The 21,033-nt window shown below is 32.7% G+C and carries 23 protein-coding genes; 16 read left to right on the top strand and 7 right to left on the bottom strand.

What is annotated here, in order from left to right; all coding sequences use genetic code 11:
• The first annotated feature begins 79 nt into the window (after positions 1 to 79).
• From MOV50_RS05555 to MOV50_RS05610, 12 genes are all read left to right on the top strand, one after another.
• Complete coding sequence (locus MOV50_RS05555; RefSeq protein ID WP_321779402.1) at positions 80 to 268, top strand: hypothetical protein; 189 nt, start codon at positions 80 to 82, stop codon at positions 266 to 268.
• A 158-nt stretch (positions 269 to 426) separates the two neighbouring features.
• Complete coding sequence (locus MOV50_RS05560) at positions 427 to 753, top strand: hypothetical protein (RefSeq protein WP_321779403.1); 327 nt, start codon at positions 427 to 429, stop codon at positions 751 to 753.
• Between the two features lie 42 nt (positions 754 to 795).
• Entirely contained in the window at positions 796 to 1,482 is a 687-nt protein-coding gene (locus MOV50_RS05565; protein ID WP_321779404.1) for a c-type cytochrome, read from the top strand.
• On the top strand, positions 1,472 to 2,905 hold the full coding sequence (locus MOV50_RS05570; protein WP_321779405.1) for a cbb3-type cytochrome c oxidase subunit I: 1,434 nt from the start codon (positions 1,472 to 1,474) through the stop codon (positions 2,903 to 2,905). Before MOV50_RS05565 ends, MOV50_RS05570 begins: the two co-directional genes overlap by 11 nt.
• 11 nt (positions 2,906 to 2,916) lie before the next feature.
• Positions 2,917 to 3,069, top strand: coding sequence for a hypothetical protein (locus MOV50_RS05575; RefSeq protein WP_321779406.1), 153 nt, complete (start codon positions 2,917 to 2,919; stop codon positions 3,067 to 3,069).
• A 60-nt stretch (positions 3,070 to 3,129) separates the two neighbouring features.
• Entirely contained in the window at positions 3,130 to 4,770 is a 1,641-nt protein-coding gene (locus tag MOV50_RS05580) for a cytochrome D1 domain-containing protein (protein WP_321779407.1), read from the top strand.
• Positions 4,771 to 4,923: 153 nt separating this feature from the next.
• Entirely contained in the window at positions 4,924 to 5,229 is a 306-nt protein-coding gene (locus MOV50_RS05585) for a cytochrome c (protein ID WP_321779408.1), read from the top strand.
• Positions 5,229 to 6,350, top strand: a complete 1,122-nt coding sequence (locus MOV50_RS05590) for a radical SAM/SPASM domain-containing protein (RefSeq protein WP_321779409.1) — start codon at positions 5,229 to 5,231, stop codon at positions 6,348 to 6,350. The genes MOV50_RS05585 and MOV50_RS05590 overlap by 1 nt, the downstream gene beginning before the upstream one ends.
• A 39-nt stretch (positions 6,351 to 6,389) precedes the next feature.
• Positions 6,390 to 7,529, top strand: a complete 1,140-nt coding sequence (locus MOV50_RS05595; protein WP_321779410.1) for a cytochrome D1 domain-containing protein — start codon at positions 6,390 to 6,392, stop codon at positions 7,527 to 7,529.
• Complete coding sequence (gene cobA / locus MOV50_RS05600; protein WP_321779411.1) at positions 7,529 to 8,269, top strand: uroporphyrinogen-III C-methyltransferase; 741 nt, start codon at positions 7,529 to 7,531, stop codon at positions 8,267 to 8,269. The genes MOV50_RS05595 and cobA overlap by 1 nt, the downstream gene beginning before the upstream one ends.
• A complete protein-coding gene (locus MOV50_RS05605) occupies positions 8,262 to 9,746 on the top strand; it encodes an ATP-binding protein (protein WP_321779412.1) in 1,485 nt (494 codons plus the stop codon). The genes cobA and MOV50_RS05605 overlap by 8 nt, the downstream gene beginning before the upstream one ends.
• Positions 9,736 to 10,434 (top strand): response regulator transcription factor, encoded by a 699-nt coding sequence (locus MOV50_RS05610; protein WP_321779413.1) that lies wholly within the window; start codon positions 9,736 to 9,738, stop codon positions 10,432 to 10,434. The genes MOV50_RS05605 and MOV50_RS05610 overlap by 11 nt, the downstream gene beginning before the upstream one ends.
• Here MOV50_RS05610 and MOV50_RS05615 read toward each other — a convergent pair.
• The 5 genes from MOV50_RS05615 to MOV50_RS05635 are packed head-to-tail and all read right to left on the bottom strand — an operon-like array spanning position 10,424 to position 13,958.
• On the bottom strand, positions 10,424 to 10,825 hold the full coding sequence (locus MOV50_RS05615) for a hypothetical protein (RefSeq protein WP_321779414.1): 402 nt from the start codon (positions 10,823 to 10,825) through the stop codon (positions 10,424 to 10,426). The two genes, MOV50_RS05610 and MOV50_RS05615, sit on opposite strands and share 11 nt — an antisense overlap.
• 34 nt (positions 10,826 to 10,859) lie before the next feature.
• Positions 10,860 to 11,543: a multiheme c-type cytochrome gene (locus MOV50_RS05620; protein WP_321779415.1), complete on the bottom strand. Its 684-nt coding sequence runs from the start codon at positions 11,541 to 11,543 to the stop codon at positions 10,860 to 10,862.
• A gap of 51 nt (positions 11,544 to 11,594) precedes the next feature.
• A complete protein-coding gene (locus tag MOV50_RS05625) occupies positions 11,595 to 12,296 on the bottom strand; it encodes a tetratricopeptide repeat protein (protein ID WP_321779416.1) in 702 nt (233 codons plus the stop codon).
• On the bottom strand, positions 12,289 to 13,530 hold the full coding sequence (locus MOV50_RS05630) for a dicarboxylate/amino acid:cation symporter (RefSeq protein ID WP_321779417.1): 1,242 nt from the start codon (positions 13,528 to 13,530) through the stop codon (positions 12,289 to 12,291). Before MOV50_RS05630 ends, MOV50_RS05625 begins: the two co-directional genes overlap by 8 nt.
• Positions 13,527 to 13,958 carry a hypothetical protein gene (locus MOV50_RS05635; protein ID WP_321779418.1) on the bottom strand — a complete coding sequence of 144 codons (432 nt, stop codon included), beginning with the start codon at positions 13,956 to 13,958 and terminating at the stop codon, positions 13,527 to 13,529. The genes MOV50_RS05630 and MOV50_RS05635 overlap by 4 nt, the downstream gene beginning before the upstream one ends.
• 19 nt (positions 13,959 to 13,977) lie before the next feature.
• On the opposite strand from MOV50_RS05635, the gene MOV50_RS05640 reads away from it, so the two are divergent.
• Positions 13,978 to 14,841 (top strand): DMT family transporter, encoded by an 864-nt coding sequence (locus tag MOV50_RS05640; protein WP_321779419.1) that lies wholly within the window; start codon positions 13,978 to 13,980, stop codon positions 14,839 to 14,841.
• 55 nt (positions 14,842 to 14,896) lie between these two features.
• On the top strand, positions 14,897 to 16,072 hold the full coding sequence (locus tag MOV50_RS05645) for an NAD(P)/FAD-dependent oxidoreductase (protein WP_321779420.1): 1,176 nt from the start codon (positions 14,897 to 14,899) through the stop codon (positions 16,070 to 16,072).
• 189 nt (positions 16,073 to 16,261) lie between these two features.
• Here the strand turns inward: MOV50_RS05645 and MOV50_RS05650 are convergent, their stop codons facing one another.
• Both MOV50_RS05650 and mgtE read right to left on the bottom strand, forming a co-directional pair.
• Positions 16,262 to 17,302 carry a CNNM domain-containing protein gene (locus MOV50_RS05650; RefSeq protein ID WP_321779421.1) on the bottom strand — a complete coding sequence of 347 codons (1,041 nt, stop codon included), beginning with the start codon at positions 17,300 to 17,302 and terminating at the stop codon, positions 16,262 to 16,264.
• 14 nt (positions 17,303 to 17,316) lie between these two features.
• Positions 17,317 to 18,645 (bottom strand): magnesium transporter, encoded by a 1,329-nt coding sequence (mgtE, locus tag MOV50_RS05655; protein ID WP_321779422.1) that lies wholly within the window; start codon positions 18,643 to 18,645, stop codon positions 17,317 to 17,319.
• Positions 18,646 to 18,771: 126 nt separating this feature from the next.
• Between mgtE and MOV50_RS05660 the strand changes: the two genes are divergently transcribed.
• Both MOV50_RS05660 and MOV50_RS05665 read left to right on the top strand, forming a co-directional pair.
• Positions 18,772 to 19,155: a DUF3015 family protein gene (locus MOV50_RS05660; RefSeq protein WP_321779423.1), complete on the top strand. Its 384-nt coding sequence runs from the start codon at positions 18,772 to 18,774 to the stop codon at positions 19,153 to 19,155.
• 195 nt (positions 19,156 to 19,350) lie between these two features.
• Positions 19,351 to 21,033 (top strand): DUF4105 domain-containing protein, encoded by a 1,683-nt coding sequence (locus MOV50_RS05665; RefSeq protein WP_321779424.1) that lies wholly within the window; start codon positions 19,351 to 19,353, stop codon positions 21,031 to 21,033.

A 21,033-nucleotide genomic window follows, 5' to 3' on the forward strand; every position in this document is an offset into this window, starting at 1 on the left:
TCAATGATATAATAAGAATTCTTAAATAGAATTGATGTAAATCAAGTAAAAATCTCCAAAATCAAAAAGGTTATTTACAATGCAAGACTTAGTTATAATACTTGTAATGACATTACCCATGTTACTCTTTAGTGTCTATCCTGGGCTTAAACTAGGCGATTATCTAGAAAAGAAGTATGCCATTGATGAAAGCACAAAAAGAAAAGTAATAATCAGCACAACCATTACTTTTACACTAACATTATCCTCTCTTTTATACTACCTATAAACTTTTCACTTGTTTCATAATGTTACATCAAATATAAAACTTTACTTAAATTTTAAATTAATCAAAAAAATTGATATAAGTCAACTTATTTTAATCCAAATAGGAATAAAATACTATTTGATTCTGAAGAACTATATACTATACGAAGGAGATATAAAATGATTGAAGAAGTTGTTATGAGACAAGATATTCCTTTAGACGATTTTCTACCTATCTTTGTATCTTCTGCGCTTGTTATGGTATTTGGAGGATTCTATGTTGGTATATATACCGCTGTAAAAGTTAATTTACTCAAAAAATGGGCTATGCCTATCGCATACATATTTTGGATGTTAACTGCCTATTGTTTATATTTAATGGGAAGTTTAATGATGGTAGGCGAATTTACAGCGAAAGCATTAGTAGTTGCGGGGATTGGATTGTTTCTTCTTCCTCACGCAGTTTACTATATGCAACATCAAGTTCACGAAGAGAATGAACATTGATTTATTGTCATATATGTCAACAACAATTTTTAGGAGGTTACAGTGGCTAAAGTATCTGTATGGAGTGACAACCGTTTCTGGCAGCGTTCAGCAGCATGGATCACAGGGTTTGCAGCAGTACTACTTATTTGGTTAACATTTGACACAGCGGGTCAAATAGCAATGGGTACTGATGAAGATTTAAAAAATGGCGTAACTAAAAGGGTTCCAGGACCTACGGTTATAAACTATAAAATTACTTACGAAATGAGTACATCGCGTGGGCACGAAGTGCCAATCATTGGTGGTAACGATGGTAAAGGGATGTCTTTATTTCAAGAAAAAGAAAAGTTTTTTGGAAGAGATGACTGGACTGAGGAAGAAGCAGGTGCTTTACTTCACTTAGGTAAACTAGGTTCTCAAACTAAAAACTGTATGAACTGTCATACGCTTCTTGGAAATGGTGCATACTATGCTCCAGACTTAACAAAAGCTTGGTTAGATCCAGCATGGGGACCAGAAGGTTCTATGCAGGCTATGACTGGTAAAGATACAAAAGAAGAAGCAATGGCGGAGTTTTTACAACATCCATCAACTTATCCTACTCATGCTCGTATGATGCCAAATCTTGGTATTACTGCTGCAGAGGCTAAAGGTTTAGTTGTTTTCTTGAAACATATGTCATCAATTGATACTAATGGTTTCCCAAGAAACTTCGGAAAAATCAAAGGAGCAGTTCATGGCAAGTAAATTTTTAACAGGTGTAGGAAGTGAGTCTAAGCAATTAGCAACATGGTACTTTACCTTTGCATTTATCCTTTTTGGAGCACAATTATTATTTGGTCTAGTTGCAGCGATTCAATATGTAATGCCAGGTTTCTTATTTGAGTTACTTGACTTTTCTGTTGCTAGAATGTTACACATTAATGCGCTAGTTGTTTGGATGGTTTTTGCAATGTTTGGTTCAGTTTATTGGTTATTACCTGATGAAACTGGAATCGAAACTGTTGGTATTAAAATTGGTAAACTATTATACTGGGTATTTGTAGCAGCTATCGTTGTTGTTATCTTAGTATATTTATTTATTCAAGTTGGACCTGCAGATGAAATGTCAATTTGGTTTATTCATGAGGGTCGTGAGTATATCGAGGCTCCAAGATGGGCTGACTTCGGTATCGTTGTAGTTGCTCTTGGATTTGTTGCTAATCTTTTCTTAACAGGAATGAAAGGTAACCGTTCAGGTATCGTTACAGTTCTTATGGCAGATATGATTGCTTTTGCTGGTCTTTACTTAGCAGGTATGTTCTTTACAGATAATATCTCTGTTGATCAGTACTGGTGGTGGTGGGTAATTCACTTATGGGTTGAGGCTACTTGGGAAGTTTTCGTTGGTGCGATTGCTGCTTATGGTCTTATCACTATGATTGGAGCATCTCGTAAAGTTGTTGAAATGTGGTTATGGATTGAAGTAGCAATGCTATTTGGTTCAGGGATACTTGGTATCGGACATCACTATTTCTGGATTGGTACACCTGAGTACTGGTGGGAAATCGGAGCATTATTTAGTGCGCTAGAACCTTTACCACTTGTTGCTATGTTTATTCATGTTATGTATGACTGGGGTAAACAACAAGGAAAACAAGCTGCTTCTGGAAGTGTTGAATCAGTTGTAAACAACCAACCTGCTTTTGTATGGTTTTGGATGAATGCATTTGGTAACTTCTTAGGTGCTGGTGTTTGGGGATTCTTCCACACATTACCACAAGTAAATCTTTATACACACGGTACACAGTTTACATCTGCTCACGGACACCTTGCGTTCTTTGGTGCTTATGCAACTATTCTTATCGGTATGATGTATCTTGCTATTCAAGGTACAAATGGTATTAAAATTATGAAAAATACAAAGTCTTCTATTATTGCACTTAGCTTAATAGTTGGTGGTGTTATGGGTATGACTGTTGCGCTTACTATTGCTGGTTATGTTCAAGTTCTTGTTTCTCGTGCTCAAATGGGTGCTACATGGGCAGGTTACTTTGACGGACAAAGTGGTATGTGGTTTGCACAAGCTATGGATTGGAGATTAGTTATGGGTCTTGTGACTTTTACAGGTTTCTTATTCCTAGCTAAAGATTTCTTAAGTACTGGCAAAAGCCAAGTACATATAAGATAAGGAGATAAAAAATGTTTGAACCTTTTACAGATGTAGTACCAAGTTTTTTTGGTATGTTAAATCAAGGTCCGTTAACTCTTACTATCTTTCTTCACACTGTTATCATACTTCCAATGATTTGGATTTATAAACAAGAGAAAGCTCGTTTAGAGAGTGAAAGTTAATATCGACTAGTCGGCGGGCCACTTTGTGGCCGCTGTATCTTAATTTAAAGGAAGAATAAAATGAGATTAAACAAATTAGTTATGTCAGTTGCTGCTTTAGCAGTAGTTAGTTCAGGTTTATTTGCTGGAACATCTAACATGGATGTTGAAAAAGTATTTGAGAAAGAGTGTCAAGGTTGTCACGGTCCAAATCACGAAGGTGGTGTTGGTTCTGATTTACGCCCTGGTGTAATCGCCAAGAAAAATGCTTATACACTATCAGAAACTATTCTTAATGGTGCTCCTGGTACAGCAATGCCAGAGTTTAAAGAAAAATTTTCTAAAGACGACGCTGATAAAATGGTTGATTATCTTCAACATTTTAAAGGTAAAAAAATGGGTGTTCTTACAATGGACGCTGTTAAAGCTGGGTGGAAGCCTTTAAATGACAGAATGGCATTTTTCAAAAAATATCCACATGCTGTAGATGTTAAGAAAAATACTGATATCTGTTTCGTAACAGAAAGAGATGCGGAAAGAGTTGCATTTGTTGATGGTACTTCAGGTAAGATTTTATCTAAGCACCCTGCTGGTTTTGCTGTACATGTTACAGTAACTAACAAGCGTCAACCTCGTTATGCTTACTCGATCTCTCGTTCAGGTTTAGTAACAATGTTCGACCTTAACACTCCAGGTCAACAAAAAATTGCTCAGATCCAAGTTGGTTCTGATTCTCGTGGTCTTGCAGTTTCTCCAGATGGTAAATACCTAATGGCAGGAAACTATGTTCCAGGTGGAGCAATTCTTATGGATGCTATGACTCTTGAGCCATTAAAAGTATATCCAACTTCAAGCGTTATTGATATTGATGGTAACATCGGTTCTTCTCGTGTAGCTGGTATTTTTGATACTCCATATGGTCCATATATTGCATTTGCACTTAAAGATGGTGGACATGTATATATCATAGATTATTCTAAACCAGGATTCCCAATCGTTGGTGATATTCCAAATATTGGTAAAATTCTTCATGATGGTTTCTTAAATGAAGGTAAAGAGATTGGTAGATATTTATTTATCGCTTCTCAAGGTTCTGATGTTATCGGTGTAGTTGATTTTAAAACTAAATCTTTAGTTACTAAAATCTATACAGGTCCTTCAGCTAAGCCACATCCAGGTCAAGGTTCTTCATGGTACAATGAGCATTTAGGTCAACAACTTGGTGCTACTGTTAACATGAATCTTGGTCAAGTTACTATTTGGGATGACAACTTTGATGTAATCCGTCAGATTCCTACAGGTGGTGGTGGATTATTCATCGGTACTTCTGAGCACACTCCATTCCTATGGGCTGATAATGTTCTTGGTGGATCTTCTAACTGGAACAAAGTTCACTTAATTAACAAGCAAACTTTAGAGTTAGATAGAATCATTACTGTTGGTACTACAAAAGGTACTGTTACAGATCCTGTAACTCACAAAGTTCTTTACAAGTGGAATGTTCCAACTGTAAAAAATGCTAAAGGTAAAGCTATTACTCCTAGAATCCTTCACGCTGAGCCAGCTAATCACGGTCACTGGACTATGATTTCTGAGTGGAATTGTGGAAGAATTGGTATCTATGAAGCTAAAACTGGTAAATTTGTTAAATATATCAAAGGTTTAACAACTCCTACTTTTACTTACTCTATCGAGCATAGACAAACTATTCCAGGTGCTTAATCGCGTCTAGATTATTTTCCCCTCTCGGGGAAAATCTTACAACTTTCAAACCTTCAAATTTTAAACTAATTTTAAATTTTATTTTTCTTGATTTATAACGCTTTATAAAAAGTTTTTTTTTGCTAAAATGATGCATTAAAAATAGAGGTCTAGATGAAAAAAATATACTTATTACTTTTAACACTCTGTTTCTCACTTCAAGCCAATGATTTAGATGGTAAAAAAGTCTTTGAAACTTACTGCTGGGGTTGTCATCATCAAACTGCTGTTGCCTTTGGTCCTCCTTTTACAGAGATTGCAAACAAACGTACAAAAGAAGAAATTCAAGCTTACATTATAGAACCAAAGGCAATGTATAAAGCTTTTGGCTACAAACGAACTGTTATGACAAAACTAAAATTAAACGATAAAGAGATAAATGCTATTAGTGATTATATTCTCTCTTACAAAGGTAAATAATGTTTAGACTATCAAATCTTATATCTTCAGTAGTTGAAGATAAAAAAGAGAGGGTTTTAGATGGTAGCATCGCTATTTGGAACTTTACAAACCGCTGTAATCTATCTTGTCTTCACTGTTACTCAAAATCAACTTTAGATGAAGTTGATACACTTACGACTGAGCAAATCAAAAAAACAATTTTACAAATGAAAGAAAATGGAGTGAAATTTATTATTTTTTCAGGGGGAGAACCCTTAACAAGAAAAGATTTATTTGAGATAGCTAACTTTTGTAAAGAAAATGGAATCATTACTTACCTTTCAAGTAATGGACTTTACTTTACAAAAGGCAATGTACAACGAATAGTAGATACTTTTAACTATGTCGGAGTGAGCATAGATGGCGACGAACCTACGCATGATTATTTTCGTGGCTTAAAAGGTGCATTTGTCGAAACACTAAAGGCTGTTCAGTTAGCAAATGCCACAGGAGCAAAAGTAGGTATTCGCTTTACTATGACAAAAGATACTATTAATTCTTTAGAATATATCTTTGACTTAGCAGAAAAAGAAAATATCCCGAAAATTTATATCTCTCATCTAGTCTATTCAGGACGAGGTTTAGATAACTTAGAAATGGATCTTTCTAAAGAACAAAGAAGAAAAGCAGTTGAGTTTATACTTAAAAAAGCGTTTGAATATTATGAAACAGGTCGAGATATTGAGATAGTAACTGGAAACATGGAGATGGACGCTGTTTTATTTTTAAATGAATTTGCATCTAGATATCCAGAGCTAAAAGAAACTATGAGAAAAAGACTTGTATCTTGGGGTGGTAATTCTGCTGGTAGAAAACTGCTAAATATAAATAGCGAAGGCGATGTAAGACCTGACCCATTTTTTCCACTTACTGTTGGAAATATAATAGAAGAAGATTTTGGCGATATTTGGCAAAAAGGCGAATTACTAGACAAGTTAAGAATTCACCCAAGAAAACATATAAGTGGCATCTGTACCTCTTGTGAACAACTTGATATTTGTAATGGTGGCTCAAGAGCAAGAGCTTATGCGATAACTGGTGATTTGTGGAGTGAAGACCCATCTTGTTATTTAAGTGAATCAGAAAGAAAGAGAGATTAATGATGATAAGAACTAAAGTTCAATACAGGGAGGCACTAAATGCCGAGTCTTAAAAAAATATTATTTAGTACAATAATTACAGCCTTAGCTTTTGTTAGCTTAGATGCAAAAGGTGTAAACCCAATAACTGCTATGCTTAACACAGATGAAAAAATATTTGTTGTTGAGAGAGAGAGTGAATCTTTAGCAATCATAGAAAAAGGTTTAACAAGAGGTCATTTAGTTGGAATGCACAACATGAATCATGGTGTTGTAAAGTTTGAAGGCAAAGATGGTTATGTTATAAGTAGAGATGGCTGGGTTGTAAAATTTGACCCAGAAAAAGAGGTTATTGTAAAAGAGTTAAAGACTAGTGACAGTGCTATTGGCTTTACTATAACTAAAAACTTTCTTGCTGTTGCAAACTACGCTAAAAAAAGTGTAGATATTTTAGATAGAGATTTAAATCCTTTACAATCATTCCAAACAGGCTCAAAAAATGTTGGTATTAAAACTTATAAAAACTACTTAATTTTTTCACAAATGGACAATGATAAAATCACAGTTTTAAGAGATATAAACTACGGCAAAGGACTTCCTAAATTTGTAATTCATAAAGAGTTTGAAGATGTTGGGGTTATGCCTTTTGATGCAATGATAAAAGACAATAACTTTATAACAGGATTTTTTCAAAGTCCTTTCTTTGGTGTCGTAAATTTAGACACAATGAAATACTCTAAAATTAAAATCCTTCTTGAAGATAGAAAACCTGTTTTAAAAGTACCTCATTTTGGTTTTTGGAGTATTGGTGCTGGATATGTATTTATCCCTGCAGTTGGGAATAATAAGGTTTTAGTTTATACACCTGACTTTAAATTTGTAAAAAATATAACAACTGAGGGATTACCAGTTTTTACAGCTCTTTCTCCAGATAAGAAATACCTAGCAGTCACTTTTAGTGGTAAAAAATTTCCTGTTATTCAAATCATAGATACAGCAACATTAAAAATCATAAAACGATTTGAATTTAATGGTAAAGTTTTACATGTTAGATGGTCAAATGTCAGACCAAATCTTTATGTATCAGTTAACGATGCTAATAAAGTTGCTGTTATAAATACAAATAGTTGGTACTTAAGCAGAGAGATGTTCAATATTAAAAAACCATCTGGTATATTTATATACGAAGGGAAAAAATAATGGGTAAGGTATATTTAACAGGAGCAGGTCCTGGCGATATCGAGCTACTAACTATTAAAGCACTTAGAGTAATTAAAGAAGCTGATGTTATTATTTACGATCGTTTAGCAAACCCTGACATTTTAGAAGAAGCAAAAAATGGCTGTGAGTTTGTCTATGTTGGCAAAGAAGATGGAAGGCATATTGTTCCACAAGACGATATAAATGAAGTCATCTATCAAAACGCTTTAAAATATAAAAATGTTGTCCGCTTAAAGGGTGGTGACCCTTTTGTATTTGGTCGTGGAGGAGAAGAAGCCCTTTATCTTTTACAAAGAAATGTAAAGTTTGAAATCATTCCAGGTATAACTTCTGCTATTTCTGCTCCTGCTTATGCTGGGATTCCTGTAACTCATAGAGGAATTGCAGTAAGTTTTAGAGTTGTTACGGGACATGAGTCACCAAACAAAAAAGTATCTCAGATTCCATGGGAAACTTTTAAAACAGATGACACTATTATCTTTTTGATGGGGCTTCATAATCTACCCAAAATAAGTAAAAAACTTATAGAAATTGGAAAGTCTAGTGACTTTCCTGTTGCCGTTATTTCTAAAGGAACTACAAAAGAGCAAATCGTTGTAGTTGGAACATTAGAAAATATTGTCCAAAAAGCTAAAGGTATTCCTACTCCAGCACTCATCGTTGTTGGTCGTGTAGTTGAACTTAGAGAACAACTAAAGTGGTTTGAGGATAATGCCTAAAGAAATAGCGAAAAACATCTACTGGGTTGGGATGCATCTTGAAAATGACCCTTTTCAGTGCCACCCATATTTCATTAAGAATGGAAATGAATCTATCTTAATCGATCCAGGCTCAATGCTAGAGTTTGATGAAACAGTACGAAAAATCAAAAGTATTACTAACATTAAATCTATCAAATATATTGTACTTCATCATCAAGACCCTGATTTAGCTGCTGCTGTTCCTGAAATAGAAAAACTCATAGATAGAGATGATTTACAAATCGTAACTCACTCAAGAATGTCTGTCCTTATAAAACATTATCTTGTAAGTTCTTCTTACTATGAGATAGATAAAAATGAAAACAAACTTGTAGCTTCAAATGGTTTTAGACTTGATTTTTTCACAACTCCCTACTGTCATTCTCCTGGAGCTTTTGTCAGTTATGAGCCAAATACTAAGACTCTTTTTTCTGGAGATATTTTTGGTGGTATCGAAGAAAGCTGGGAATTTTATGCAGATGAGAGCTACTTTGAAAAAGCTAAACAATTTCACGAAGAGTATATGCCAAGTAAAGATATTTTTAATTACGCACTTAAAAAAATAGAAAAACTAGATATACAGCTAATCGCTCCACAACATGGTTCCATAATAAAAAAACAATATATTTCTAAACTCATAGATGATATGAAAAATCTTGATTGTGGTTTATACATAGATAAAAAGTATAACCTAGAGCTATTAGACACAATAAACGAGCTAAAAATTAAAGAAAAAACTATACAAGAACAAGATATAAGACTCTTTGAACAAGCAAAAAGAGCTGAAATGGGGGAAATGATAGGAAACATAGCTCATCAATGGCGACAACCATTAGCAATTGTCAATACTATTTTAGCCATACTAAAAGAAAAAAACTCCGTAGATGCTCTTACTCAAGATGAGATTGCCGATAAAATACAGAAGATGGAAAAAAGAGTTATATATATGTCTGATACTATCGAAGATTTTATGAACTACTATAAACCAGATAAAGAAAAGTCGATTTTTAGCATTTTTGACGCACTTCAAAAAGCCTTAGAATTAACTAGTTATACAAAGAAAGATGAAGAAATAGTTATAAACATAACTGGGGATAAAACACTTAGCATCTATGGACTTATGAATGAATTTGTCCAAGTCATAATCTCAATACTAACAAATATTTATGATGTAAAAGAAGCTAGAGAGCTTACAGCGATACAAATAGATATATCAATGCTAAGTGATGATGAAGATGTTATTTTGTCCATAAGCGATAACGCTGGTGGCATACAAAAGGATATAATCTCAAAACTATTTAACCCATACTTTACAACAAAACATCAAGCAATGGGAACGGGATTGGGTCTTCATATTGCTAAGATGATAATCGAAGATAACATGAATGGCTCAATAGATGCAACAAATAATAAAAATGGCGCAACATTTACAATAAGGATAAAGTGTGAAAACTAAAGAAATAATTGATGATATTTCAATACTAATCGCTGAAGATGAATCAGAATTAAGAGAATATCTCAAAGAGTATTTAGAACTTTTTTTTAAAAATATTTTCGTAGCGAGATGTGGTAAAACAGCTTATGAAACATACCTTGACAAAAAGCCAGACATAATACTTAGCGATATAAATATGCCAAATATAGATGGACTAAGTATGGCTAAAAAAATCAGAGAATCAGACAGTGAAACAAATATCATTATTATGAGTGCTCATTCTGATAGAGAAAAACTTCTTAGAGCTGTAGAACTAGGGCTTATAACCTACCTTATAAAACCGATAAACTCACAAAAATTAAAAGAAATTTTGTTAGAACTCACGCAAAAACTAAGAGCTTCTAAGAAAAGAATTTATCTAAGTAGTGATATTTACTGGGATAAAATAAGTCAAACTTTATGGCAAAATAATCAACAAATATTTTTAAAAGAAAAAGAATTATTACTTTTTAAACTATTTTGTTCACAAACAAATAAAATCTTTACAGCAAAAGAGATTTTTGAGCATCTATATGAAAAGCAAAATGACAAAAAGTTTTCTGAGCATTCTATTACCTCTTTTATAAAACGCTTAAGAGTTAAGCTACCACAAAATTTAATCCAAAATGAATATGGAGCAGGTTATAAAATCTTGCCTTTTAATAGATAAACAAAGACTCTTCAACGCCTATATATTGCTTGGTTATGTCCTTTGTTGTTATTTGTAATTTTTTAGCAACTTTAGGATTTACTATATAACTTATCCACTTTGTTATTACTTCATCACCTTTTTGTAGTTTTGGTACTTTATAGTTTATGGTTTTTGAACTCATTGCTTTGAGGTTTCTATTTAACTTATAGGCTACGGCTTTATTTGGTAGAGACGGTTTACCTTTTATATCTTGAAGAACTATGATAAAAGTTGCTTGTTTATCTTCAAGTGGACTTTTTTTGAAGTTCCCCCAAATGATTTTAGAACCCCTTTTTATAACCGTTTTAGCAAATTTTAGTCGCATTGGGTGCGTAATGATAGAATGCCCCATTTTATTATTAATAATCAAGGTCAATACCTCATCTTCATAAGACAACTCTAATTTAAACCGCTTTTTTAACCATCTGCTGTGAGTGAATACCTAAAAACTTATGGGATACATAGTTTTCACGCATTCCCTTATCTTCTTTTTCTATCGTTCCTGTCGTTGATGGCATATGACAGCCAATACAGTCACTTGTTTTGTCGTGCTGATTTTTTGTGTTACATACTTCAAAGCCAAGTTTGTTTTGTTTATGTGAGTGACAACCCATACAAACTTGAGAATTTTTATATATCTCATTGCTTTTTGAATTGTGTTCATTACTTTCATAAGGTTTTTTAAGATTTCCAAAAACTGTTGGTTTTTTCTCACCCTTGTAGTTTGAGAAGTTAATTTTATGTGCTTTAGAATCATAAATTTTACTAATTTGATGACAGTAAAAACAAGAAACACCATCTGTTTGTCTATAACTCTGAGGATTTGGTTGTTCCTCTCCACTCATAACCGCTCGAAGATTTTTTGTAGCAGGCATATGACATATTGCACAAGAGTATTTATCTTTATTTACAGCATTTTTAACTTTTCTATGAACCTCATCTTTAAAGATAGAAGATTTATGATGCATAGATGAAATGTGTTCACGATATATGTTTTCATGACATTCATTGCATGATTTTGAAGATGGGTAGTTACTAGCATTTAAACTTAAAACAAGTAAAAATAAAAGAGAGGTAAGAAACTTCATAAAGAACTCCGATACAATATTTTAAAATATTGTATCGTAATTTACTTATAATTAATATTTATTTAGATTATATTTAAGCCATAATAACTCTGCATCTTTATTCCCCGAGTCTATTGCTTTTTTTGTCCATTTTTTTGCTTTTTTAAACTTATCTTGCTCACAATAAATTTCTGCTAAAAAATAATAAGCGTCAACATCTCCATTTTGAGCATTTTTTTCTAACCAAAGGGCAGCCTTGTCAAACTTCAAAAGTTGCATATAGATGCGACCAACATTTTTCTTTGCTTTTGCATTTCCACTAAGAGCAGATTTTTCTAAAAGCTGAGCAGATTTTGTAACATTTATATCTGTGGAATCTCCTCTATAATACATTAATGCTAAGTTAAACTGAGCATTTGCACTTCCCTTGTCTGATGCGCGTGTTAACCATTTTAGTGCTGAAGAAGAGTCTTGTTTTATATTTTGTCCTGTTAAGTACATCATTCCTAAGTCATACTGAGCAGTTACATTTTTATTATTAGCGGATTTTTTTAACCAAAGTAGTCCATCTTTTGCACTTTTCTTTACTCCAAAACCGTTAAAGTAAAGATAACTCAGTGCATTTTGAGCAGTTGTATCTCCTGCTTTTGCACTTATTTGGTAAAGTCTAAAAGCTAAATCATAATCTTGTTTTTTAAATGCATCTAGAGCTTCTTTTGTGTCAGCTAAAAGTATACTAGAGAGCATGAGTAATGATAATATAAGTTTAAACATTGATTTCCTTTTTAGTTGTAGGTTTATTTCGTTTTTGCATCTGGTCTATGATTTTAACTACGACCAAATCAGAGGTCACATTTAGAGAGGTTCTAGCCATATCTAAGATTCTATCAACCGCTACTATAAGAGCGATGTACTCAACAGGAAGTCCAATTTGATTTAAAATAACAACCATCATAACCAAAGATGCACTCGGGAGGGCAGCGACGCCAACACTAAGTGCAACAACTGTTATACCTAAGAGTATTTGATCCATAAAACTTAAATCAACTCCTGCTAAATGTGAAATATAAAGAACTGCAATAGTTAAGTATGCCGCTGTTCCATCCATAGAAACTGTTGCACCTAAAGGTAAAACAAAAGAAGCATTTTTCTCATCAACACCACCAACTTCTTCAACTATACGCATAGACACAGGAAGAGTTGCAGCACTTGACGCGGTTGAAAATGCCATAATTGGAGCTTCACGGATAGCATTTAAATATTTGTAAGGATTTGTGCGTCCAAAGAACGCTAAAATAAGAGGCAGCGTAAAAATTGCGTGAATAAGTAAAACACCAATCACCATTAACATATACTTCCAAAGTCCTAAAATAACTTCTATCCCTTGGTCCGCTATAACATAAGATATAAGACTAAACACACCAATAGGAGTAAGCTTTATAATCCATTCTGCCATTTTTAACATAGCATTTGTAACACCTGTAAAAAAGTCAAGCATTAAAACTTGTCTGTGTTCTTTTAGGTGCAAAGATGCTATGGCAAACAAAATACTAAAAATAATTATTTGCATCATTGAGCCATTTGCAAAAGAGTTAAAAACATTTACGGGAATAAAACTAAGTATCATACTTTTTAATGAAAATTCTGCTATTTGAGAAGCTTTTTCAAACTCTAAGCCTTCAACAGATACAGGTACACCAATAGGAAAAATATTCATAACAACAATAGCAAGTAAAACAGCTAAAGCAGTTGTTAAAATATAAAGAGAAATAGTCCTTAAACCAATAGTTTTAAGCTCATCTAAACTCCCCAAACCCATAATAGATACATAGATGCTAGAAAATACAAGAGGCACTACAAGCATCTTTAAAAAACTTATAAAAACTTGTCCTATAACTTGTTGTTGCAATGCTAGTTCTGGTAAAAAACTTCCAAATAAAACACCTAAGATTATGCCTAAAATAACTAAAGTATTTGTCGTTGAGTATTTTTTGATTTTTTGTATCATAGTTTACTTTTAACCCTTACATTTTTCATCATTTGTTTCCAATCAAGAGAAAAATTTTTAATTGCATAAGTCTTGTGGTGAGGTACTGTACAAGTTGAGCAATCTTGATGAATAACACCTTTGCCTTTAAACTTTTCGCCATTATTTATATCGCACTTACTAAGTATTTTAAACTCACTATAGGTATCTATGCCATCATCATTAAATCTAAAATTTGGACAAGCACACATATAACAGTTTAACTCGTCCATATCATGACACTTTTTATTCTCTTTGTAAAGTGGACAAAAATCAATTTCTTTTTTAACCATATTATCAAAATAAAAATATTCTACTATCTCATTAGCAGATAAGTTTGATTTTTGTAATTTTTCTACTATTTTTTTATGCTTTTGTGCGTGAGCATTAAACCATTTCTCGTAACTCATTTGGTATAATAACAAAATTATGAAAAATATACACTTTACTTACCTCCTTATCTTAGCAATGTTTTTTTGGGGTGGCGGCTGGAGTGCGTTAAAAATTATCACTAGCGACTTATCCATAGAAGTTATAGTTTTTTGGCGTTTTTTTATTATGAGCCTTGCCTTTATCCCTATACTTTTATTTTTAAAAAAACCTCTTATACTTAATGTATCTGGAGCTAAGTTTGTTGCATCTAGTTCTGTTTTAAACATTGCTTTTATGGTTTTTTCATTTTATGGCGTAAAATATGGACTAGCAGGAGCAGGAAGTGTTATCATTACAACCCTTGCTCCAGTTATGACTTTTATCTTAGTTGCACTTATTTTTAAAACAAAACTCTCTTCATATCAATACGGCGGACTTTTCCTTGGCTTAGTTGGTGGAGTAATAATGTTAGAGTTAAATGACCTAAGCCTCTTTTTAAATGGTTCTAACATCTACTTCTTACTCTGTGCTATCTCTTGGGCAGGAGTTACTATACTTGCTCAACATTCTCACAAACATGTTCACCCAATTCATTATAGTTTTTATATAGCTTTAGTTGCGACTACTGCTTCATTTATTTACGCAAAAGATGTAGATTTGATGATTGTATTTGAGCAAGGAAATAGGTTTTGGATCTCTTTAATTTACTTGGCTGTTCTTGGACAAAGCGTGGCAACCACTATATTTTTCATAGCATCTGGGAAACTTGGAAGCCAAAAAACAAGTTCATTTATGTTTTTAGTGCCTCTTTTCTCTCTTTTTAGTGCTTGGCTTATTTTAGATGAAGTTATTCAGATGCACATTATTATAGGTGGAACATTAAGTTTATTTGCTGTTTTTCTCATAAATAAAAAAAATTAATAGGCTTTTAACATCTATTAATGTAAAATATTTATTATATTTATAAGGTGTGATTATGAAAACTATTTTAATCATTGGTGGTGGTTTTGCTGGGCTTGAAGCTGCCATCTTTTTGAAAAAAGAGAACTATGATGTAACTTTAGTAAGTGATAGAGATTATTTTTATATCTACCCTACTTCTATTTGGGTTCCAACAAGAGAAAGTAAATTTACAGATGTTTGCGTTGATTTAAACGAACTAAAAGATGTTCATGGTTTCAAACTCATCATAGATAAACTCTCAAACATAAATGCTAAAGCAAACAGTTATACTTTTTCAAGTGGTGAAGAATTAAAAGGATTTGACTATGTTGTCCTTGCTATGGGTTCTTCAAAGCTTCATCATAAAGGCTTAGAGCATACTCTTTCTATCTGTGGTGCTCCAGAAACTTCTTTAGATATTAGAGCTAAAATAGATGAAATAATAACTAAAGGAAGTGGGGAAATTTGTTTTGGTTTTGGTGGAAATCCAAAGGATAGTTCTGCTGTTCGTGGTGGTCCCGCTTTTGAGTTACTGTTTAATGTTCATCATCTTTTAGAGAAAAAAGGTATTAGAGATAATTATGAACTAACCTTTTTTGCTCCTATGGCACAACCAGGGAAAAGAATGGGCGCTAAATCTTTAGAGATGCTAGAGAAATTTTTTACTAAACTAAAAATAAAACAACATTTTGGTAAAAAAATAAAATCATTTGAAAAAGATGGCATTATTTTTGAAGATGATTCAAAACTTAACTCTGATTTTACTATGTTTATTCCTGCTGGAAATGGGCATAAAGTTATTCAAAACTCTGACCTACCAACAAATGAAGCTGGATTTATAAGCATTGATGATTACTGCCAAGTTACTCATAGTGAAGCTAATAATATATATGCCGTAGGTGATATTACTGCTCTTGAGGGAGATGAGTGGAGAGCGAAACAAGGTCATATAGCAGAGGTAATGGCTAGAAATGTAGCTCATAACATCAAGCAAAGAGATAAAGGAATAAATAAGTTTAAAGGCTATCAAGAGCATCTAAACATTCTTTGCGTTATGGATAGTGGGGATGGGGCAGCTTTTGTATATAGAGATGCTAAAAAATCTTTTATGATTCCACTGCCTATCATTGGTCACTGGCTTAAAAAAGGCTGGGGGAGTTATTGTAGATATTCAAAACTAGGGAAAATCCCAAGAATACCTGGTATGTAGAGAAATATAGAAAAAGTGTGAGAAATTTCTTTTTCCTCACACTTTTTCTACACTATATGCCATTATAATACACACAAGAAAGAGAAATATAGGACTTAATGTCCAAATGAAGTATAAATTTCTTTCAGTCACAAACCCTTAAAATTCAAAGCAACCTCGTACTACTTACCCCCTTTCCTGGTACGAGAGTTACTTTTCTTTCGTTTTTCTCTTTGCTTTCATTTTCATTTTTGCAAGTTCACGCATATCAACAGTAGAATCACTTTCATCTACAATTTCAACACCTAAAATAGTTTCAACACAATCTTCTAGTGTTAAAATTCCTTCTGTTTGGTCATAATTATCAGTTATTAAAAACATGTGGTCTTTTTTATCGATGAACAAATCAAGCGCTTTTGAAACAGGTATATTTTCATTTATGGAAAATATATTTCTTTTTATACTTCCAAGTGTAACACTATTATCTTGCAAGGCTTGTTGAAAAATTCTTTTTGTCATAACAATTCCAACAACTTCTTCTATTGATTCACGATAAACTGGAATACGAGAAAATTTAAATATATCCTCTTTTGTTTCTATAATCTCTTTAATAGTTAGTGCCTCATCAAGAGCAAAAACAACACTTCTTGGTGTTAAAATTTCTCCAACTTTTATATTATCAAGATTTAAAATATTTTCTATTACATCTGATTCTTTTTCATCGATTACGCCTTCATCTTCGCTGATTAGCATACTTTCTAAAAGTTCTTCTTTTGTTAAAGAGTTAGCGTCATCGTTACCTTTAGAGATTTTGTTTGTAACAGCAAGGGTTGTTAAGATAATAGGGTATGTTATCCATATAAAAAACCTAATTACATATGCAGATGCAGGAGCTAACTGTTTCCAATATACAGCCCCAATGGTCTTTGGAATAATCTCCGATAAAAATAAAATAGCAAAAGTCATAATCATTGAAATAATCACAACCGCATCATTTCCAAATAAAGCAGCAGCTTGTGCACCAACAGAAGCAGCTCCTAAAGTATGGGCAATAGTATTCAAAATCAATATAGATGCAATAGACTTGCTAATCTCTGTCTTTTGAAGACGAAGAAGATTTCCGACTTTTGGTTTTTCTTTTTCTAGTACTGATATGTATGACATATTTACAGACAGAAGCACTGCCTCAAGTACTGAGCATATAAATGATATTCCAATTGCAAGAGTGAAATATAGTATTAATAAATCCAAGTTTTACAAATTCCTTATAGTAAAATATATGTAGCAAGTCCTAAAAAACTAAAGAATCCTACTACATCTGTTACGGTAGTTAAAATAACTGTACTACCTATGGCTGGGTCTATATCCATTTTTTTTAAAAACAGAGGGATAGTCGCACCGAAAAAACCTGCTACAAAAAGGTTTATGAGCATACTAAGAGCAATTACTACTCCAAGAAGAGGCATATCAAACCAAAGTGCAGATACAATAGCCATAATTATAGCGAAGATGAAACCATTTATAAGAGAGATAGAAACTTCTTTTTTTATAATTCTCTTTGCATCACCTTGAGAAATCTCACCTAAAGCTAATTGTCTTACAACAACAGTCAAACTTTGAGTTCCCGCATTTCCACCCATAGACGCAACTATTGGCATTAAAATCGCCAAAGCAACCATACTCTCTAAGGTATCTGAGAACATCGCTATGACCAAAGAAGCTGCAATAGCAGTTAAAAGGTTTAAAGACAACCAAGTAGCGCGTTTTCGTCCCGCTTTTAATATGCCATCATCTTCTTCTGCATCATCATCAACACCAGCAAGGTTGTACATCTGTTCAGTTGCTTCATCTTGAATGATGTCATAAATATCATCAGAAGTGATACGACCAAGTAAGACTCCATAAGTATTAACGATTGGTAAAACAGAGAGGTCATACTCTTCAAATTGCTGAACTATATCTTTTATATCGTCTGTATCTACTGCCAATTTTGGTTCAAAACTATCATCACTTAACTCAATGTTTTCGTTAATGGTTTTAGAAAAATCAAAAATAAGAAGGTCATCTAAACCAATCGTAAATCTTAATTTATTATCTTTATTTGTAATAAAAAGATTTTGAACATTTTCAATCTCATTTGCTTTTCTTAAAATTGCAAAGCGTCTTACAACATCTTGAACTTTTTCACTTTTGAGTGCTGTAAAAACCTCAAATTGCATATATGAACCAGCTTCATCTTCATTGTATGTTTTAAGCTTAGTTATCTCTTGCTTATCATCTTCATCTAGAGTCTCAAAAACTTGCGAAGCCTTGCTTTCATCTAGCTCTTCAAGTTCTTGCATAAAATCTGTTTGGTCATCAGACTCTAGTTCTGTTACTGCGTAAGAAAGTTCATCTACACTAAGGTTTTCAACTACATCATCAAAATATCTATCAGGAAGGGCAAGGGCTACATCCCCGATAAGGTCTTTTGGTACAAATTTTAAGGCATCAACAAACTCACTATCATCTAGCTGTTTTAAAATTTTAGCAATATCTGATGGGTGAATCTCACTTAAATCATGAGAATTTAAATATTCTTGTAGTTTGTTCATAGTGTGAAATTATACCCTACAATTTTCATATAGTTAAAATAAATTTGATTGTATCGATTTCTTAATTATCAATTAAGTTAAATTTTTATAAAATCAACTAATATAATAAATATTATGGAGAGAAAAATGAAAAAAATAATACTAAGTGTTGCTCTTATTCTATCACTAAGTTCAGTTAGTGGATTTGCAGATGCAATGGACGATATTATGCAAAGTAAAATTTCTAAGCAAAGTACTGATCAGAGTAAAGTTACTACAAGAGGTTCTTCTAAGAAAGAGAATGCAGCAGCCCAACAAGCTCGATTAGAACAATTTGCTTCAGTAAATAGCAATCAATTAGCAAAAGAGATTGCTATGGGACATGGTGAGTTAGTTGATACTTTAGCAACAATGCTAAAAGTAGATAACAAAAGTGTTTTTGTATCAAAACTACAATCTAATTATGGAAACATTTATACATCACAAGATATGCAAACAGCAGATATCTTAAAAAATATTTCTAAAATATAACTCATACTATCTAACTCTTATCCTTTATTGAAGGGTTGGAGTTATTTTTAGCATCTACTCAAGGTTATTCCTATCCTTAAAATACTCGTATTTTTAGTTATTTCGTTACCTATTTTCGCACAATCAAACTACTATATTAAATTAGCAAAAGAGAGAGAACTCTCAAAATCCTCATATTGGCACACCCTTCTGCACATGCCTAAAAATAAAAGTGAGCTTGCTAGCAAAGATTTTTTTCTAGCAGATAATGGAAAAACAGACGCTTTAGCAGAACTAGAAGCAACAATTTATTCTTTATATAACGAACAACACTTTGATGACAACTCAACTGCTTGCCTTTTTCCTGCAAGAAAACATTGGCTTGTAAAGGAACTAAAGATGAAAGGACTTCCTAAAGTGAATTGCGAAGAGTTTGATTATTTGATGGAACAGATGAGCCCTGATTCTGTTAGTTTGATTTTTCCATTTACTCAAGGAAGTTCTCCATCATCTATGTTTGGGCATACATTTCTACGAATTGATTCAAAAATTAAACCAAAGATGCTCTCTTATGCATTTAATTATGCATCAGAATCTAATGATGAAGATAATCACTTAGAGTACATGTATAAAGGTTTTTTTGGTGGTTACAAAGGTTTCTATTCTCTTATGCCATATTATGCAAAAATTAAAGAATATAGAGATTTAGAAGAACGAGATATTTGGGAGTATGATTTAAACTTCACAAAAGAAGAAACTCAACAAATGATAAGACATATTTGGGAGGTTGAGATTAATCACTCATGGTACTATTTTTTCACAAAAAATTGTTCCTATAAGATGTTATGGATAATGGAATCAGCAAGACCAGGTTTAAATTTACGAAAATATTTTAACTACCATGTAATTCCATTAGAAACAATAAGAGCAGTAATTGATGAAGGATTAGTAAATAAACATCATTATAGGCCAGCAAGAAACACTAAACTAATTGCATATGAAAGTCGATTAAATAGTGAAGATATAAAAAATGTTTTTAACCTAAGTGGAGATAATTTAGAACCAAAAGAGTATCTTAAAGATAGCGATTCTAATGTACAAACCAAGCGTTTTGTATTAGAGGCTTCTTCTGAATTTGTTGAGTATGATTATCTAAAAAAAGATATTAATGAGAGTCAATATAAAAGTAAAATATACAAAATTCTAAAAGCTAGAGCCTCTCTAGGAGAAGGAGAGCATATAGAGATTATTATTCCCATTGACCCAGTATTATCACATCGTTCATTTAGAGTAACGGCAGAGATAGGTACTAGAAATTCAAAAGCCATAAGTTTTATAGGAGTTCGACCTGCTAATCATGCTATAGAAGATTTTGATCTTGGTTATTCAACTGGAGCTCAAGTGGAATTTATGAACCTTCTCTTCTCTTATTCAAAAGATGATTTCAATATTGAAAAAGCAACCATAGTTTCTGTTGCGGCTCTATCGCCAAAGAGTGAATTTTTTAAGCCAAACTCCTATCGTTTTTCTTTTGGGCTTGATAGAAAATTCTTAAGTGAAGGAACAGAGATTACAGCCAATTACTCACTAGGTGCAACATGGGGAAATCATTATGGATATGTGTATCTTTTGGGAGATGTATTACTCTATACAGATGATTTTTTGACATTAGGCTTAGGAGGAATTGCTGGAGCTGTTTTATATCAAGGAAAGGATTTTAAAACAAATATTGAAGTAAATCAACGTCTTTATCATACAGGGGAGAATCAACTTCTATTTTCATTTTCACAACACTATAGATCTTCACAAAATACAGCCATATCTCTTTCGTATGAATATATTGAAAAATATAAAACTGACTGGAACACATTTAAACTATCTTTGAACTACTTTTTTTAG

The organism is Sulfurimonas sp., from assembly GCF_029027585.1.
GTDB lineage: Bacteria > Campylobacterota > Campylobacteria > Campylobacterales > Sulfurimonadaceae > Sulfurimonas.

Excerpts from the sequence above, each read along its gene's own strand:
- MOV50_RS05555 (WP_321779402.1), top strand. The coding sequence starts at position 80 with ATGCAAGACTTAGTTATAATACTTGTAATGACATTACCCATGTTACTC.
- MOV50_RS05560 (WP_321779403.1), top strand. The coding sequence starts at position 427 with ATGATTGAAGAAGTTGTTATGAGACAAGATATTCCTTTAGACGATTTT.
- MOV50_RS05570 (WP_321779405.1), top strand. The coding sequence starts at position 1,472 with ATGGCAAGTAAATTTTTAACAGGTGTAGGAAGTGAGTCTAAGCAATTA.
- MOV50_RS05575 (WP_321779406.1), top strand. The coding sequence starts at position 2,917 with ATGTTTGAACCTTTTACAGATGTAGTACCAAGTTTTTTTGGTATGTTA.
- MOV50_RS05580 (WP_321779407.1), top strand. The coding sequence starts at position 3,130 with ATGAGATTAAACAAATTAGTTATGTCAGTTGCTGCTTTAGCAGTAGTT.
- MOV50_RS05585 (WP_321779408.1), top strand. The coding sequence starts at position 4,924 with ATGAAAAAAATATACTTATTACTTTTAACACTCTGTTTCTCACTTCAA.
- MOV50_RS05590 (WP_321779409.1), top strand. The coding sequence starts at position 5,229 with ATGTTTAGACTATCAAATCTTATATCTTCAGTAGTTGAAGATAAAAAA.
- MOV50_RS05595 (WP_321779410.1), top strand. The coding sequence starts at position 6,390 with ATGCCGAGTCTTAAAAAAATATTATTTAGTACAATAATTACAGCCTTA.
- cobA (WP_321779411.1), top strand. The coding sequence starts at position 7,529 with ATGGGTAAGGTATATTTAACAGGAGCAGGTCCTGGCGATATCGAGCTA.
- MOV50_RS05605 (WP_321779412.1), top strand. The coding sequence starts at position 8,262 with ATGCCTAAAGAAATAGCGAAAAACATCTACTGGGTTGGGATGCATCTT.
- MOV50_RS05620 (WP_321779415.1), bottom strand. The coding sequence starts at position 11,543 with ATGAAGTTTCTTACCTCTCTTTTATTTTTACTTGTTTTAAGTTTAAAT.
- MOV50_RS05625 (WP_321779416.1), bottom strand. The coding sequence starts at position 12,296 with ATGTTTAAACTTATATTATCATTACTCATGCTCTCTAGTATACTTTTA.
- MOV50_RS05630 (WP_321779417.1), bottom strand. The coding sequence starts at position 13,530 with ATGATACAAAAAATCAAAAAATACTCAACGACAAATACTTTAGTTATT.
- MOV50_RS05635 (WP_321779418.1), bottom strand. The coding sequence starts at position 13,958 with ATGAGTTACGAGAAATGGTTTAATGCTCACGCACAAAAGCATAAAAAA.
- MOV50_RS05640 (WP_321779419.1), top strand. The coding sequence starts at position 13,978 with ATGAAAAATATACACTTTACTTACCTCCTTATCTTAGCAATGTTTTTT.
- MOV50_RS05645 (WP_321779420.1), top strand. The coding sequence starts at position 14,897 with ATGAAAACTATTTTAATCATTGGTGGTGGTTTTGCTGGGCTTGAAGCT.
- mgtE (WP_321779422.1), bottom strand. The coding sequence starts at position 18,645 with ATGAACAAACTACAAGAATATTTAAATTCTCATGATTTAAGTGAGATT.
- MOV50_RS05660 (WP_321779423.1), top strand. The coding sequence starts at position 18,772 with ATGAAAAAAATAATACTAAGTGTTGCTCTTATTCTATCACTAAGTTCA.
- MOV50_RS05665 (WP_321779424.1), top strand. The coding sequence starts at position 19,351 with ATGCCTAAAAATAAAAGTGAGCTTGCTAGCAAAGATTTTTTTCTAGCA.